Annotated in this window: 15 protein-coding genes; 8 read left to right on the top strand and 7 right to left on the bottom strand. The window is 42.0% G+C overall.

What is annotated here, in order from left to right:
- Positions 1-163 precede the first annotated feature (163 nt).
- Positions 164-922, bottom strand: a complete 759-nt coding sequence (locus AC1XUD_RS23430) for a hypothetical protein (protein ID WP_483363463.1) — start codon at positions 920-922, stop codon at positions 164-166.
- A gap of 326 nt (positions 923-1,248) precedes the next feature.
- Here AC1XUD_RS23430 and AC1XUD_RS23425 point away from each other — a divergent pair, with 326 nt between their 5' ends.
- The 6 genes from AC1XUD_RS23425 to AC1XUD_RS23400 all read left to right on the top strand — a co-directional run bounded on the left by AC1XUD_RS23425 (position 1,249) and on the right by AC1XUD_RS23400 (position 8,694).
- Positions 1,249-3,624, top strand: coding sequence for an ABC transporter permease (locus AC1XUD_RS23425; protein ID WP_483363462.1), 2,376 nt, complete (start codon positions 1,249-1,251; stop codon positions 3,622-3,624).
- Between the two features lie 110 nt (positions 3,625-3,734).
- Positions 3,735-4,358: a short chain dehydrogenase gene (locus AC1XUD_RS23420; RefSeq protein ID WP_483363461.1), complete on the top strand. Its 624-nt coding sequence runs from the start codon at positions 3,735-3,737 to the stop codon at positions 4,356-4,358.
- Positions 4,359-4,549: 191 nt separating this feature from the next.
- Positions 4,550-5,302, top strand: a complete 753-nt coding sequence (locus AC1XUD_RS23415) for an SDR family oxidoreductase (protein WP_483363460.1) — start codon at positions 4,550-4,552, stop codon at positions 5,300-5,302.
- Between the two features lie 59 nt (positions 5,303-5,361).
- On the top strand, positions 5,362-5,943 hold the full coding sequence (locus AC1XUD_RS23410; protein ID WP_483363459.1) for a TetR/AcrR family transcriptional regulator: 582 nt from the start codon (positions 5,362-5,364) through the stop codon (positions 5,941-5,943).
- Positions 5,944-6,131: 188 nt separating this feature from the next.
- The gene (locus tag AC1XUD_RS23405; RefSeq protein WP_483363458.1) at positions 6,132-6,530 is read left to right on the top strand and encodes a BlaI/MecI/CopY family transcriptional regulator; all 399 of its coding nucleotides are present in this window, start codon (positions 6,132-6,134) and stop codon (positions 6,528-6,530) included.
- 10 nt (positions 6,531-6,540) lie between these two features.
- On the top strand, positions 6,541-8,694 hold the full coding sequence (locus tag AC1XUD_RS23400) for a M56 family metallopeptidase (protein ID WP_483363457.1): 2,154 nt from the start codon (positions 6,541-6,543) through the stop codon (positions 8,692-8,694).
- A gap of 112 nt (positions 8,695-8,806) precedes the next feature.
- Here the strand turns inward: AC1XUD_RS23400 and AC1XUD_RS23395 are convergent, their stop codons facing one another.
- A complete protein-coding gene (locus tag AC1XUD_RS23395) occupies positions 8,807-9,325 on the bottom strand; it encodes a hypothetical protein (RefSeq protein ID WP_483363456.1) in 519 nt (172 codons plus the stop codon).
- 354 nt (positions 9,326-9,679) lie between these two features.
- Here AC1XUD_RS23395 and AC1XUD_RS23390 point away from each other — a divergent pair, with 354 nt between their 5' ends.
- On the top strand, positions 9,680-10,102 hold the full coding sequence (locus AC1XUD_RS23390) for a response regulator (RefSeq protein ID WP_483363455.1): 423 nt from the start codon (positions 9,680-9,682) through the stop codon (positions 10,100-10,102).
- Positions 10,103-10,176: 74 nt separating this feature from the next.
- Here the strand turns inward: AC1XUD_RS23390 and AC1XUD_RS23385 are convergent, their stop codons facing one another.
- Together AC1XUD_RS23385 and AC1XUD_RS23380 are read right to left on the bottom strand one after the other, a co-directional pair.
- Positions 10,177-10,359 carry a hypothetical protein gene (locus tag AC1XUD_RS23385; protein ID WP_483363454.1) on the bottom strand — a complete coding sequence of 61 codons (183 nt, stop codon included), beginning with the start codon at positions 10,357-10,359 and terminating at the stop codon, positions 10,177-10,179.
- Between the two features lie 108 nt (positions 10,360-10,467).
- Positions 10,468-10,764 carry a winged helix-turn-helix transcriptional regulator gene (locus AC1XUD_RS23380; RefSeq protein ID WP_483363453.1) on the bottom strand — a complete coding sequence of 99 codons (297 nt, stop codon included), beginning with the start codon at positions 10,762-10,764 and terminating at the stop codon, positions 10,468-10,470.
- A gap of 347 nt (positions 10,765-11,111) precedes the next feature.
- On the opposite strand from AC1XUD_RS23380, the gene AC1XUD_RS23375 reads away from it, so the two are divergent.
- Complete coding sequence (locus AC1XUD_RS23375) at positions 11,112-12,032, top strand: ClpXP adapter SpxH family protein (protein WP_483363452.1); 921 nt, start codon at positions 11,112-11,114, stop codon at positions 12,030-12,032.
- 43 nt (positions 12,033-12,075) lie between these two features.
- Here AC1XUD_RS23375 and AC1XUD_RS23370 read toward each other — a convergent pair whose 3' ends face one another.
- From AC1XUD_RS23370 to AC1XUD_RS23360, 3 genes are all read right to left on the bottom strand, one after another.
- Positions 12,076-12,285: a hypothetical protein gene (locus AC1XUD_RS23370; RefSeq protein ID WP_483363451.1), complete on the bottom strand. Its 210-nt coding sequence runs from the start codon at positions 12,283-12,285 to the stop codon at positions 12,076-12,078.
- 100 nt (positions 12,286-12,385) lie between these two features.
- On the bottom strand, positions 12,386-12,841 hold the full coding sequence (locus tag AC1XUD_RS23365; protein ID WP_483363450.1) for a PA2169 family four-helix-bundle protein: 456 nt from the start codon (positions 12,839-12,841) through the stop codon (positions 12,386-12,388).
- A 307-nt stretch (positions 12,842-13,148) separates the two neighbouring features.
- Positions 13,149-13,832, bottom strand: coding sequence for a 3-keto-alpha-glucoside-1,2-lyase-like domain-containing protein (locus AC1XUD_RS23360; protein WP_483363449.1), 684 nt, complete (start codon positions 13,830-13,832; stop codon positions 13,149-13,151).
- Positions 13,833-13,917 lie beyond the last annotated feature (85 nt).

Genomic DNA, 13,917 nt, shown 5'->3' with positions numbered 1-13,917 from the left:
GGTTCCTTTTTTATGGATAAAGATCGAATTTGAAAAACGAGCTAGTGATTTACGACTCGCAAATCTTGAAACACTAGTTGCTTTACATGGTAGTAAAAAAGGCATTTTGTCCGCATTTACGAGCGACAGTGGATATTGAATAAAGCCGATTTATTCCAAAATATCAAAACGCAATACCCAATCCTCCTCCTAAATTGACAACGCCAATAAATCGCTTTTCTGAAATCTGATCTGCTATTTCAAGATCCCCAACTTTGGCTTTGAATGCCAAGTCTTTGACTTCGGCCTGGGCACCGATCACATCTCCGCTTGCATGAATATAAAGTCCTCTGAATAGTGGTAAACGTAAGCTCAATCCTCCTGCAAGACCAAATGGCGTCACCGTTCTACGGTCCAGGCTGAGCTCAATTTTTTTACCTGATGGATCAACTTCTCCGCTTGGTGTCATAGGATTTCCAACCAAATAAACGCTCGGAGTCTGCGCCTTTACAAATCCTCCCTGCACGTGCCCCACAATCTGAAGTTTAAAAATATGTATATATATAGCCGGTCCGATCATGGCACTTGCCATTTTCCATTTAGATACATCCGTTTGCCAGTTATATGTCCGTCCAGTGGCGGTTGCATACGAATTCGCGATCTTTACGATAGGTTCCGAGTTGGTGGTATTGTTGTTATAGGTGCCGGAAATCCGAAAGCCAAGCCAATTAGAAAGTTTGCGATCGTAGCTGAATTGTCCGTAATAACCTTCTCCCGCCAAACCCGCCAATGGATCATTAGGCGACGACTTGGCAAATTTTCCAACAGGCACACTGTAGCCGTAAGTAAGAGATATATAGTTACGTCTGTCTTGCGCGCTGGTTTTGTCAACTTTTAAGAAAAGTGTAAGTAGTAAAAAGGCGCTCAGGCAATGGTACTTCATCCGAATATGATTAATTTTTGATAGGAGCAGGTATTAGAATCAGATTCTCAACGAAGAAAATTCGATTTCCGCGTCCAAATTTACATTATTATTGTCTCTTTTCGGGTTTTTCATTCTAACGTTCTCAGGATGTAACTGATTGTCAATAGCTTATTTGTTAACGTGACAAGGGTTGATATTTTGATCGGTCATTAGCCACAAAAGCGTCCGGTTTTGAACAAATATTTTAATTTGAATGGTCGTAATGTATTCATATTCAATGTGTTTTGTTTTAGGTACAGATCTTTTAACGAAATAAAAAACTGAAGAATCAAGCCATATTTCATATGATTAAAAACTACATCAAAATAGCTTTTCGTAACCTTTGGAAACACAAGATGTTTTCTTTGATCAACATTTTTGGACTCGGCCTCGCGATGGCGTTCTGTTTTCTTCAGCTCATGCAGGTTCAAACCAGCTTCGAAAAAGATTCTTTTCACCCTTTTCCGGATCGTACCTATCGTATTATCACCGATGCTGTCGGTAAAGATGGGAAGAGATACGAGCTGGCATCTACGCCTATGCCATTAGGCGACAAATTGAAGTCGGATCAAAGTGTGATTGAGAAGTCGGCAAGGGTAGTCCGCAATTTTGGAGGTAGTCTGAACAATGGTATTAAAACGCTGAATGTCAGCGGGATGTATGTTGATCCTGCTTTCTTTGACATATTTGGTTTTAATCTTCAGCAAGGAAGACCATGTATCGCCCCCAGGACAGTTGTTTTAAGTAAAGAGACGGCCGAACGTTTTTTTGGGACTGCCGATCCAATAGGGAAAATTCTTACTAATCAGGATTTAGGAACATTTACCGTCTCCGGCGTTTTCGGTTCGCTGAAGCCATATACCACCCATTTAAAATCAGATATGGTCATATCAATGGCCAGTTTCGCTGAGCTGAACAAAGCGGTATCAACCGATAACTGGCTGGATTACAATACATATACATTTGTGCTTTTAACAAAGGGAAGTACGCGCGAAGGGCTCAGCAAAGCGTTGGCTCAGGTGGCGGAGGATAACAACAGAACCCTGGATTTTAAAGAATTGAAAGGCCACACTTTCCGGACTCAGAAGCTCAGCCAAATCTCTCCGGATTGGGAGAATTTGGTCAACAATCCGTACGTAGAACCTATATGGAAAATTGGAGTGAGCATTCTGGTTCCTTTGATCGTTATTCTTCTGGCCGGATTCAACTATGTCAATCTTACCTTAACGCGTTCGTTGAGCCGTGGACGGGAGGTTGGCGTGAGAAAAGTAGCCGGGGCAAAAAGGTGGCAACTAGTTCTCCAGTTTCTCACTGAAACGACCGTGATAGCCTTTTTTGCATTGAGCGTGGGTTATATAGGACTGCTTATCATTAAAGAATATGTGCATGTGAGGTGGTTGAACTGGGAGGTCCAACATACAGGTATATTATGGCTTGCATTCATCCTGTTTACACTATTTACAGGTATTTTGGCGGGAATCCTGCCTGCCAGAATTCTCTCATCCTATGAGCCCGCTCAGATTATCAAAGGGGAGTTAGGACCTGCCGGTTTTGGTAAAATAAGTTTTAGAAGATCTTTGGTAGTGATTCAGTTTGTGGTAGCATTGGTTTTCATGACTTTTACTGGCATTTCAAACAGTCAGTTTGAATATATGGCCACTGACAATGAGAATTTTAACAGGAAAGACATTCTAAATATCCCACTCACTTCAGGAGACTTCAAAGTGCTTACCAACGCGATATCCCAACAGGCAGATGTTGCACGTGTAGGACTCGCTTCGGCACCGCTCAACGAGGCAGCCGGAAAAGCTAAAATAAGCAAAATAAGTACCAGGCAAGTCGATGAAGTGGCGCAGGACTCGTATATATATGCTGCCGATGCCGCCTTCATTGATAATATGCAACTGAAGTTTGTGGCAGGGGATAATTTGCCGGAAGCTTCGGCGGATACTACTGTTCATTTTGCGGTGATTAATGAACGAGCCGTGAAAGCATTGGGCTTTAGAAGTCCGAAAGATATCGTCGGTCAAACGATCAGGCTGAATTCTACGAATGTGCAAGTCTCGGGTGTGATCAAGGACTTTTGTTTCATGCGATATGAGCTGCCTGTTGCTCCACTTGTCCTTGCTTACGACCCGAATGAAATCAGGGTTTTATCCCTAAAAATAGCAGAAGGTGCTGAAAAGGGAGACGTTGTGGCCTCGCTAACCAAAATTTGGAAACAGTTTCATCCCCATGAATCATTTGTTTACTCATGGTATGAGGAGCAGTTGTACGAAGATTACGCCGAAGGCGGTGATCAGCGTTTCACAAGTGTCATAGTACTCATCGTGTTTGTAATAGCCGCGATGGGTCTACTGGGCATGGTTACCTATACAACGGAAAAACGAACCAAGGAGGTGGGAATTCGAAAAGTGATGGGCGCCAGCGTAGCACAGATCATGCAATTGCTCTCCACGGGGTTTGTCAAACTGATATTGATCGCCTCGATCATTGCCATGCCGTTAGGGTATTTTCTCGGGAGTTTGTTTCTGAATATTTTTACTTATCACACCTCGCTTGGCCCTAAAGTTTTTCTGACGTGTTTTGCCAGCTTATTGGTGATCGGTATTTCGACAATAGGAATACAGGCTTATCGTACCGCTATGGCTAATCCCGCAGATACTTTGAAAAGTGAATAGGGGCACTTTTTTGATATGATTAATTCTTTACTAACTTTCAATGACTTTGGCAATTCCATGCTTGCAATATTCTGAATTTTAAATCATTACGTAATTTAACTTGGGAATTAATGAGAGTAATACTGATCGGCGCCGGAGGAATAATCGGTAGCGCAGTAGGCATGGCATTATTGGAAGAAGGAGCGGAAGTGATAGCTGTCAATCGTACATCAGGCGATATCCGCGTTGATATTTCTTCGGAGGATTCCATCCGGAAGTTATTTATCCAAACCGGACCAGTTGATGGTATAGTATGCGCAGCCGGCCGCGCATTTGGCGGTCCGTTGGAAAAAATCGGTCGTGATGAAGTCGATATTAGTATCAAATCAAAGCTGATGGGGCAGGTTAATCTGGTATTGATCGGTAAAGAACATGTCAATCAGAATGGCTTTATCACGCTCACGTCCGGCAGCCTCGCTGAAGAGCCTGCTTTGAATAGTGCCGCTTTGGGCATGGTCAATGGTGCCCTTAACAGCTTCGTTCTGAATGCCGCCCTCGAAATGCCCAGAAACATACGTCTGAATATTGTGTGTCCGTCTGCTTTGACAGAGAGCCTTGTCAAATATGGACTTACCAGTGCCAGAGAAGGAATTCCGGCAAAGGAGGTCGCCGAATTTTACCGCAGAACGTTCTCCGAAAACATATCCGGGCAGGTTCTGAAAGCATATGGCAAAGAAGCAAAAAGGTTACCTTGAAAGCTGAAAGGCATAAAAGTTTCATTTTGGTAAATATCCTGTCCTTAGAGACTTTGTCGCACAATCTAAGAACAGAATAAGGTTGTCTGGGTAAAATACAAGGTAGTATTTTAAAATATTTGCTTACTAATGGAACGATCGTTCCATATAAATCGTATTTATGGAACAAACGTTTCAAAATGGATAATTTTATGAAAACTCTCGAAAATAAGGTCATTGTAGTTACAGGTGGCAATAGCGGAATCGGATATGCCGCCGCGAAAGAATTTATCGAAGAAGGGGCGACGGTTATCATCACAGGCCGCAACGAGGAGAGCACCCAAACAGCCGCCAAAGAACTGGGCGCCACCGGGATTGTTTCTGATCAGGCGAAAATTGCAGACATTGGAAAGCTGGCTGAAGAGATTAAGGGGAAATTTGGAAAAGTGGATGGGCTGTTCGTCAATGCGGGGTTTGCTGCCTTCATGCCGGTGGAGACAGCAACCGAGGAACATTTTGACAATATGGTTAATGTCAACGTGAAAGGAGCGTTCTTTACCGTTCAGGCTTTTATTCCCCTATTGAACGACGGCGCAGCAATCGTCTTTAACGGATCGGTGAATGCAGCTTTGGCGGCCCCTGGGTCTGCGGTTTACTCGTTGGGAAAAGCAGCCATATTATCCCTTACAAAAGTGCTTGCCGGTGAATTGGCACCAAGAAAAATTCGTGTGAACGCCGTTTCGCCTGGCCCTGTCTCGACACCACTCTACGGAAAATTAGGATTACCTCAGGAAACACTGAACGGTTTCGCAGATGTGTTAAGTCAAAAGATATTGCTGCACCGATTTGCAGATCCGCAAGAAATAGCTAAAGTTGTGCGGTTTTTGATATCGCCGGATGCTTCGTTCATAACCGGAGTTGATCTGACTGTCGATGGCGGTATAACAATTAATACTCTCGCCTGATTTAGGAACTGGAACATTTGTCCAAATGGCGGTGTTCCCCCAGGCTGAACTTGAAGAATATGGCAAGGAACAAAGCATTTAATGAAGAAGATATCCTCGACAAGGCACTCGGACTGTTTTGGTATAAAGGATATAATGGAACATCTGCACAGGATCTCGTAGATGGTCTGGGTATAAACCGGTCCAGCTTGTACAACACTTTCGGCGACAAGAGAAACCTTTTTTTAAATGCATTGAAGAAATATCAGCAGGATCATACCGAGGTATTGGTGAAAACGGCTAATGAGAGCAGAAATGCACCGGAGGATATTTTGAAAATTTTTCAGGGACTTGTCGACGAGGGGATGTCTGACGACCTGACAAAAGGTTGCTTTATGGTCAACACTGCCATTGAATTGGCACCTCACGATCGGGAAATTGCTATGATCGTGAGACGTAATATGGAAATGGCCGAAAAAGCTTTTTTTGAGATCATCAAAAGAGGACAGCTGTCCGGTCAATTAGAAACTAATATTGAACCGAAAGTATTAGCTAGATTTCTGGCTTCGAACGTTACCGGCATCCGGGTAGCGATTCGCGCGGGGAAGAGCCGGGAAGAATTGAACGATATTGTAAAAGTGATTGAGTCACTATTGAAGTAGGTGGTTATTCCGGAATTCCGATTTTTGCAATAGGCAACTTTAGAAACGAGTTTGATAGCCTGAATGTAAGAAATGCTTCTTATGTTCAGGTTGTTGATTTTTAATGAGTTATAATAATTTTTAGAAATATTATACAACATAAGAATATTTTCTTACGTTAGGTTAGAAACTTTTCTTATGTTTGTTGTATGACAAAAACAAAGACCAGCGAAGCCAGCCAGGAGCCGACCAAATCGGAACTGGAAATCCTGCAGATTTTGTGGGAATTCGGGCCCTCTACTGCCCGGTTTGTGAACGATCATCTCAATCAGTACACCCGGCAGGTGATATATATGTCTACGCTGAAACTGATGCAGATCATGGTAGAAAAAGGGTTTTTGGAGAAAGATGAAAGCCAGATGAAACATATTTATCGTGCTGCGCAGGAAGAATCCAAAACGAAAAGTATGCTGCTGGATCGGGTCGTGGACACGATATTCAATGGATCTGCCTCCAACTTGATGATGCAGTTGTTGGGCAATAAAAAAATGTCCGATCAGGAGATGGAAACACTCAGGGAGTTGATCAAAAAGATAGACGAAAAGTGAAGGGATCGCTATGGACTCAATTAATCTGATCGAAATTTTCCCGGAGGGGCATATCAAAATAATATGCTGGACGCTGATTCATTCGCTCTGGATCGGATTGCTTATCGCTGGGCTGGCGGGGATGATATTAATCGTGACGCAAAAAGCTTCTGCCCACGTGCGGTATCAACTTTTGTGTGGATGTCTCATTGTGTTTGTTTTGATAACAGGATTGTTCCTGTTTCTCGAAAGCGCCGAGGCATCGAAGCAGTTGGCGTTTGAAATAAAACGGAATGACCTGAAAACCTTGAACACCTCTTTCGAAGCTATCGAGTCGCCGGGAGATTATGTAGGAAACTTTGTAGCATATATTGATCGTCATTCGGTTTGGGTATTCGCGATTTGGTTTGTGATTTTTAATATCAGGATTTTTAGTCTCGCAACAGGGCTGCTGTATATACGTCGAATGCGTACGTATAGGGTATATCCGGTAGGCGAGGAATGGTTAGAGAAAATTAAAATACTAAGTTCGAAACTGGAGATCCGGCGATCCGTTAAGTTGCTGCAATCGGAGTTGGCGAAAGTTCCCTTAACTATTGGCCATTTTAAACCACTTATTCTACTTCCGGTAGGTTTGTTTTTTCAACTGCCTCCCGTGCAAGTGGAAACAATTCTGCTCCACGAATTAGCCCACATTCTCCGACGTGATTATCTGGTCAATCTGTTGCAAAGTTTTGTAGAAACGATATTCTTCTTCAACCCCGCTTTATTGTGGCTGTCGGCCATGATCAGGGAAGAGAGAGAAGCCTGCTGCGACGATATCGTTTTAGCAAATTCTACCGGCAAGAGCGATTACCTGGAAGCACTGTTGACATTCAATGACACGCGGGCATCAGGGTCAAAACTGGCGATGGGGATAGGAGGGAACCAGCTGGTTAATCGGTTAAAAAGAATTATCAACCATGAAAATAAACGACTTAACAAGATGGAAAAAGTAGTATTGCTTGGAGGATTATTGATTGTTTCAGCGTTCTCCTACCTGCCCGAGCCTCATGTCAACGGGAACGAGGCTGTGTCAAAGCTAGCGAAAATTGTAAAAAGTAAGACTGTTTCGGCTGTTCTGACTGAACCCGCTATCAGTGCCCTGTATGGCGTTTCTTCCGTGCCGGAAAAAGCGTTGGCAACTATTCCGGAAGATGAGATAGTTGAAAATGAAGTTTTTAAGGACACCCTGATGAAGTTGAACAAAGTCCGTTTTGAAAACTCCAATGGCGATATGAGTAATCGGAATATGGCTGTGGAGGATGACAAGGGCAATTCGTATCAGCTTAAAATTGTAGATAATAAATTGACATCATTGAAAATAAATGGTGTGGATGTGCCTGAAAATGAGCTGGATAAGCATAAGGATCTCGTTGCCCAAATTGATAAATCGTGGGTGGCTGCTCATGAGGAAAAACGCCGGGCAATGGAACAGTCGAGATTGGAGTGGAAAGAACAGAGGTCAAAGGATAAAATGCTGCGAAAAGATGATCTGAGCTGGAAATCACGTGAATTTGCCAAAGCGAAATTCAGTGAAAAGGACAGAAAGGAATTTGAAAAGACCCGGAAAGCCTGGAAAATCGAAAAAGACAAAAATAAGAGTTGGAAGGATGGCAATGAGAAGTACAAATTCAAGGAGCTGAAAAAAGAAGATTGGAAAGAAGATGAATCGAGGAAAGATGATTGGACAAAGGGGGATAGGGAGTTTTCCAAACACGAATTTAATGACAATTTAGAATGGCGTAAAAAAGGCGCAATGGCAAGAGCGGGAGATGGGGACTCAAAATGGAGAAAAGGCGTTCATAAAGAATTTGATCATGGTAAAAAGGGGGACGGATTTAGTACACCAAGGGTTAAAAAAATGCCTCAGGAGGCGGATATATCGGCAGATCAGGCAAGAGTGAAAGGAATTATCGGAGCGCTCGTTGACGAAAAAGTGATCATTCAACCTTCTGATCTTGAATGGTTTGGGTTAAGCGAGGGCGAGTTTGTGGTAAATGGGGAAAAGCAGTCGCCGGAACTACAGGAAAGGCTAAAAACGAAATACGGAATTAAACCTGGACATGGCCTATATTATGGGCCTGTAAAAGTGAGCGGCCAAGGTGTATTTCTGGACAAGGAGGATGTGAAAACGGAGCATTGACACAAAGCCTGTCACTCGTCTTAAGCGAAAGTAAATCACGCTGCAACTAAAAAATCACACTGCAATTTTTTAGTTGCAGCGTGATTTTATTTTTAAGCACCTGGAACGAAGTTTACTTTTTAGGCATACTCAGGCTCTTTCCCTGAGAATCGTAAAGCATTTCTTTACCGTCAATCTGTGTGGCATAGTAAGTGCTTTTTCCTACTGTCACCTCGTAGGGTTTAGTCGCATTTTTCCCGTCCAGTGCCGACTGGATAGACGCCGGCATATCAGTCATCATAATGCCTTTACGCACTTCGCGAACTTTTCCTTCTTTGTCATAAATGACAGACATATCCTTACCTTCACGTTGAAAGGAACTCCGGTATACATCGTTATTTCCCTCCCATTTTGTCCCAGTTACTCCTGAGTATTCCTTTCCGAAGGTCGACGCAACATTTGCCGGAACGCCATTGGTATCCATTGCGTTGTAGGTTGACTGACTAAAATAAGGCATTGCAGGATCTGATGACCCCTGAGTTTGCTGTATGGCTGGCGTTTGCTGGGTAGCCGGTTGCGCGGGTGCTGTTTGTGCGAAGGCTCCTATTGAACCGCTCATCAAAAGAGTGGCCATTATCATTACATGTTTCATATCTTCAAGTTTTTAGTATACTTAACTCTAAAACATAATCATACCATTGTTTCCAAATCCTCAGTTGCGTATGTTATTGATTATGAACATGTAATGTTTTTTATGCAATGGGTTTGATCAATAAAAATGGGGCTGCAGGGCCATGACGGCAACATTTCTGTCGCCCAAAACGAAAGCCTTAGTGGAAAAATATAATTCAAATAATCGACGGAAGATGTATTTTTTATTTTTTTTACGCACATATACGGTGCAAAAAATTCTACGTATTAGGATATTTAAACCGTAGTTAGTTCGAATTCGGAAATGTGAGATTTGATAGCAATATTTACATTTTAACCTTACCTGAAACTCAATATGTCTTATAAGGGGCCGATAGTGCTTATCGATGATGATCCGGATGACCAGTATCTGATGAGGTGTATGTTGGAAGAACTACAGTTGGTCAACGAACTACGTCTTTTCGCTAATGGCAAACTGGCACTTGATTATTTCCTGACCACAGGCGAAAGCCCCTTGATCATCCTTTGCGATATCAACATGCCTGTTATGAATGGTTTGGAGCTGAGGGACCAGATTGATGCAGATCCCTTTTTGAAGAAAAAAGCAATACCCTTTGTCTTTTTGAGTACTTCAGTCGACCGGCTATTGGTCGAGAGAGCATACAACGGAACAATTCAGGGATTTTTCAAAAAGGAGAACAATTTTGAAGAGGGAAAAAAGACGCTGGATTTGATTATCAAGTATTGGAAATGCTGTTTGCATCCTAATAATTATTAGAACTTAGGTGATGAACCAAAGGATATTGACAGGCATAACTCAGGTACTAATTAACATAAACCCGTCAGACGGGTTTATGCTTCTGATTCAATCTGTTCCCAAAGTTGTTTTTCGGTGCCACAGACAAAATGTTTATCTCCGTTTTTGAGTATAATCAGGCTGAAACGAAAATCGGCATCCGGAACGATTTCAACAATCTCCTCCTTTGAAATCTCTACATTTTGTGTTTCATCCTCTTTTAGCGTGAATTGGGCCATTGTCATCTAGAATTGGTTGTAGCAGGAAAGTCATTAAAAACCATACCAAGGGATAAGCGATCAGATTCAGGCTCAAAGCAAAGAAGTCGACTATATAGTATGTTATCGTTATACTAAATGTTCCAGCTGCTCAAAAATCGGGATTAGCAACTTACCTCTTTCTGACAAACTATATTCTACATGAAGCGGCTTTATTTTGACAACAGTCTTTTCAAGTAAACCCTGCTGCTCCATTCCCTTCAGCGCACTTGCAATTGCCTGTTTGTTAGAACCTTCCAGCTGACGCAGCAGCGAATTAAAACGCACTGGTTCGGTTAAAGCAATTCTAAATATTTGAGGTTTCCATTTGCCGGAAAGTTGTTTTAATAGACTTTCGGCCGGGCATTGATTCTGGTCTTCGCTCATTTTTTCACAAGGATTATTCTTTATTCTTCAATATTGCCGGCTTTTTTGGTTCCTTCCTGCCGATCCGGCATTTTCGGGAGTTTGAAAGTTAAGGTTTTAAGTTTTATGCTCAGTAATAACGCTGTCAGAAATTATCTGCCCAAGATACTATATCCTTCCGTAGCAGATAGTCAACTTTTTTTGACTAATTGGCTGACTGGAAAACCTTGACGAACTTTGAATCTTTGAAACATCTTGTTGAGCGTCGGATGTAACTGTTAAGCTTCAGTAGGAACGACAATATCTTTTTTTGGCGCGGTTATATGCTTTGATATTTCGTAGTGTAAAACGGGAAAATAATTTTAATAATGACAATAAATCATAGTAATCCACTTTTATGTGACATTGAATCAGGCGTTTGTGAAATACCCGATTCGTCGGAATTGACTTCAGACCAGACTCTTGAAGTAGTCGAAAAACCTTCGAAGATCGTGTATTTTACAGATCCCATTTGCTCATCTTGCTGGGGAATTGAGCCGCAGTTGCGCAAGCTCAAGATGGAATATGGCCATAATATAGAGATTGAATATCGCATGGGAGGCCTTTTGCCAGATTGGAGCTATAACAGCGGCGGAATTAGTAAACCGTCGGATGTAGCCGGCCACTGGGATGAAGTAAGTCATCATTATGATATGCCTATTGACGGAGATGTGTGGTTGGAGGATCCTCTTCACTCATCTTACCCTCCGTCGATCGCATTTAAGGCCGCTCAGTTACAGGATTCTGAGAAAGCCGTCCATTTTCTTCGGGAAATCCGGGAAATGGTTTTTCTCAAGAAAATGAATATTACCAGATGGGAAAACATGGCTGAAGCTGCAAAAAAAGCCAATTTGGATGTTGAGCAGTTAAAAAAAGATTTCGATGGTCATGCGAATGAGCTCTTTCAGGAAGATTTGAAGCTGGGATCACAATTGGGCGTCAGAGGATTTCCAACTATGTTTTTTGTGGATAAGCAGGGAAATCAGGAAAAGGTATACGGAGTTAAGCCATACGGTATATATGAATCTGTTTTGCTCAAACATCTACCGGCAGCAATCAAGAAAGAAGTTGATTTCGGGTGGGAGGAACTTTTTGCAAAGTATAATACACTCACTGCTCGTGAATTTTCGGAGCTTTCAAAAACGCCGCGGCGTGAAGCAGAAGAGACGTTAAAAAGTCTTGTCAAAACCGGCAAATTGGAAGAGTGTGTTACTAAAAACGGCTCTCTTTGGTCAATTATCCGGCGTTGAGTATCGTCACGAATTCACGAACTCTCTTGGGATGATCTAAAAACTAATCAGAATTGTCGGCAGACAATTTAGTATTTTCTTTTTTGCCCGCATCTTCCTCAGGCGACGTCTTTTTGGCATTTTTCGCCGGGTCGTTGGGAAGCGTCCCTGATTCTTCGTTCCCTGCTTTTGCGTAAGTTCCGTCCGGATCTTTGTCGTAAACCTCATTGACATTTTTTATGGCACGTCTCTCTTTTTTTGGAACCTTTTTCATAACTCGTCTTATTTAGTAATTTATTCGTTTGAATTAAAAACAGTTTTTCAACAAAAAAGCTATCCTTTCCAGGACAGCTTTTTTGTTAATTATTTCCTAATCAGTCTTTCGAAATATCTCGTAGAGCTTTGATTTTATCATGAGCTGCGTTTATTCCCTGAGATTGAACGCTCACTATTTGCTGCGCTTCCAATGTCAGTTCATTATTAGCCAGTGCATCGGCATAAGCTTTTTTGATTGCATCTTCGCCACGTTCCGCCTCAGATAAAATGCTCGCACGATCACTACCGCCGAACAACGTTTTTACGTCAATCCAAGCACGGTGTAACGCACCGATTGCGCTTTTCTCAGTTTCAAGGTGCGGGGCGGATCCAACTATCGCAGAAAGTTCCTGTACATTTTTACGACTTTGTTGAGCATATTCTTCGAAAAGTGCCTTTAAGTCGATATTCTCGTCACTAATATCTTCAATTGCTTTTTCAAAGCCTGCTACGCGGTCATTATTAATCTCAATCAGATCTTCGATTATTCCAGTTGCATTTTCAATAGTCGCCATAATAGTTTTTAAGTTGTTTCGATTAATTCCTTATGAATATCGTGCCATGACGAATTGCAGCCTGCAATGAGGTTATTCTTTTCCGATCTTGAAAAGTCGTCGCTTATCGATGCCTAAGACTCGTGGGAATTTAGTATGGTTACGTACTTGTCCAAATTATCAAAGACGGGCCGGACCTGTTCAGAAGTTTGTACAAACCAAGATCAGTAGCAGATTCTGGTACAACCCTGTCTACCAATATACAGCCAAGGAAGTAAGAGCACAGAAAAAATGGTCTGCCTTTACTGTTCACTGACGTGAAGATGGTTTACCGAAGGTCTTTCTTAGTAATTTTCAGATCGGAGAAGTATCCCTCTGTACCCACTTCCACCCATAACCCGATTGCGCCTGTTGCATTTGCACCATGGAAGAGATCATTGACGATCAGAGCAGGCTGGGGCTTGCCATCCAGAAATAAACTGGCTTGCTGACCATTCACTTCAATACGCATTGAGATCCATTTATTCAGTTCCATATCAGCGTAAGATTCGTATTTTTCTGGTGCCTCTTTTCGCAAACGATCGAATTTGTAATTCGGGTAAGAATAGTATTGAGTAGAATGGTTTCGTCGTACCTGGTCGTTTGCCCTTCCATTTGTTGGCCGGATATAGATACTCTCATACCTTGAATTATCATCATTGATTCTGAATGCAACTCCAATAAAACCCCGTGCCGATTCTGGTGCATTTTTCGAAAGTTTGCTCAATACCTTCACTTCAATTGTACCATTACTAAAATCTATATCTTTTATTTTGATAAAAGTTGGTTCATCGACAAGCTTGATAGTGGAGTCCTTGATTACTTTTACAGCCTTTTTTCCCATTTCTTGCGCCAATTCCATGGATACCTGATAGGGATGAAGTGTCGTTTTATCAAACTTTATTTGCTGGGCGAGCAAATTTGTTGAGCTCAGTAAAATTGTGGTTACGGCAGTAATTAGTAAATTTCTCATCGTTGTTTTATGACGCTTTTCAATTGAAAAACAGAACTTGTATATTAAATGTCGGCAATTTTGCAATATTGCAAAAATGGTCAAA

It is taken from the genome of Dyadobacter sp. HNCC25DJ184 (genome assembly GCF_056895215.1).
Note: the sequence above shows the minus strand (reverse complement) of the source record. Positions and strands in the feature narration are given on the sequence as shown.

Excerpts from the sequence above, each read along its gene's own strand:
- AC1XUD_RS23425 (WP_483363462.1), top strand. The coding sequence starts at position 1,249 with ATGATTAAAAACTACATCAAAATAGCTTTTCGTAACCTTTGGAAACAC.
- AC1XUD_RS23380 (WP_483363453.1), bottom strand. The coding sequence starts at position 10,764 with ATGAGCGAAGACCAGAATCAATGCCCGGCCGAAAGTCTATTAAAACAA.
- AC1XUD_RS23390 (WP_483363455.1), top strand. The coding sequence starts at position 9,680 with ATGTCTTATAAGGGGCCGATAGTGCTTATCGATGATGATCCGGATGAC.
- AC1XUD_RS23375 (WP_483363452.1), top strand. The coding sequence starts at position 11,112 with ATGACAATAAATCATAGTAATCCACTTTTATGTGACATTGAATCAGGC.
- AC1XUD_RS23420 (WP_483363461.1), top strand. The coding sequence starts at position 3,735 with ATGAGAGTAATACTGATCGGCGCCGGAGGAATAATCGGTAGCGCAGTA.
- AC1XUD_RS23360 (WP_483363449.1), bottom strand. The coding sequence starts at position 13,832 with ATGAGAAATTTACTAATTACTGCCGTAACCACAATTTTACTGAGCTCA.
- AC1XUD_RS23430 (WP_483363463.1), bottom strand. The coding sequence starts at position 922 with ATGAAGTACCATTGCCTGAGCGCCTTTTTACTACTTACACTTTTCTTA.
- AC1XUD_RS23370 (WP_483363451.1), bottom strand. The coding sequence starts at position 12,285 with ATGAAAAAGGTTCCAAAAAAAGAGAGACGTGCCATAAAAAATGTCAAT.
- AC1XUD_RS23385 (WP_483363454.1), bottom strand. The coding sequence starts at position 10,359 with ATGGCCCAATTCACGCTAAAAGAGGATGAAACACAAAATGTAGAGATT.
- AC1XUD_RS23365 (WP_483363450.1), bottom strand. The coding sequence starts at position 12,841 with ATGGCGACTATTGAAAATGCAACTGGAATAATCGAAGATCTGATTGAG.
- AC1XUD_RS23395 (WP_483363456.1), bottom strand. The coding sequence starts at position 9,325 with ATGAAACATGTAATGATAATGGCCACTCTTTTGATGAGCGGTTCAATA.
- AC1XUD_RS23405 (WP_483363458.1), top strand. The coding sequence starts at position 6,132 with ATGACAAAAACAAAGACCAGCGAAGCCAGCCAGGAGCCGACCAAATCG.
- AC1XUD_RS23415 (WP_483363460.1), top strand. The coding sequence starts at position 4,550 with ATGAAAACTCTCGAAAATAAGGTCATTGTAGTTACAGGTGGCAATAGC.
- AC1XUD_RS23410 (WP_483363459.1), top strand. The coding sequence starts at position 5,362 with ATGGCAAGGAACAAAGCATTTAATGAAGAAGATATCCTCGACAAGGCA.
- AC1XUD_RS23400 (WP_483363457.1), top strand. The coding sequence starts at position 6,541 with ATGGACTCAATTAATCTGATCGAAATTTTCCCGGAGGGGCATATCAAA.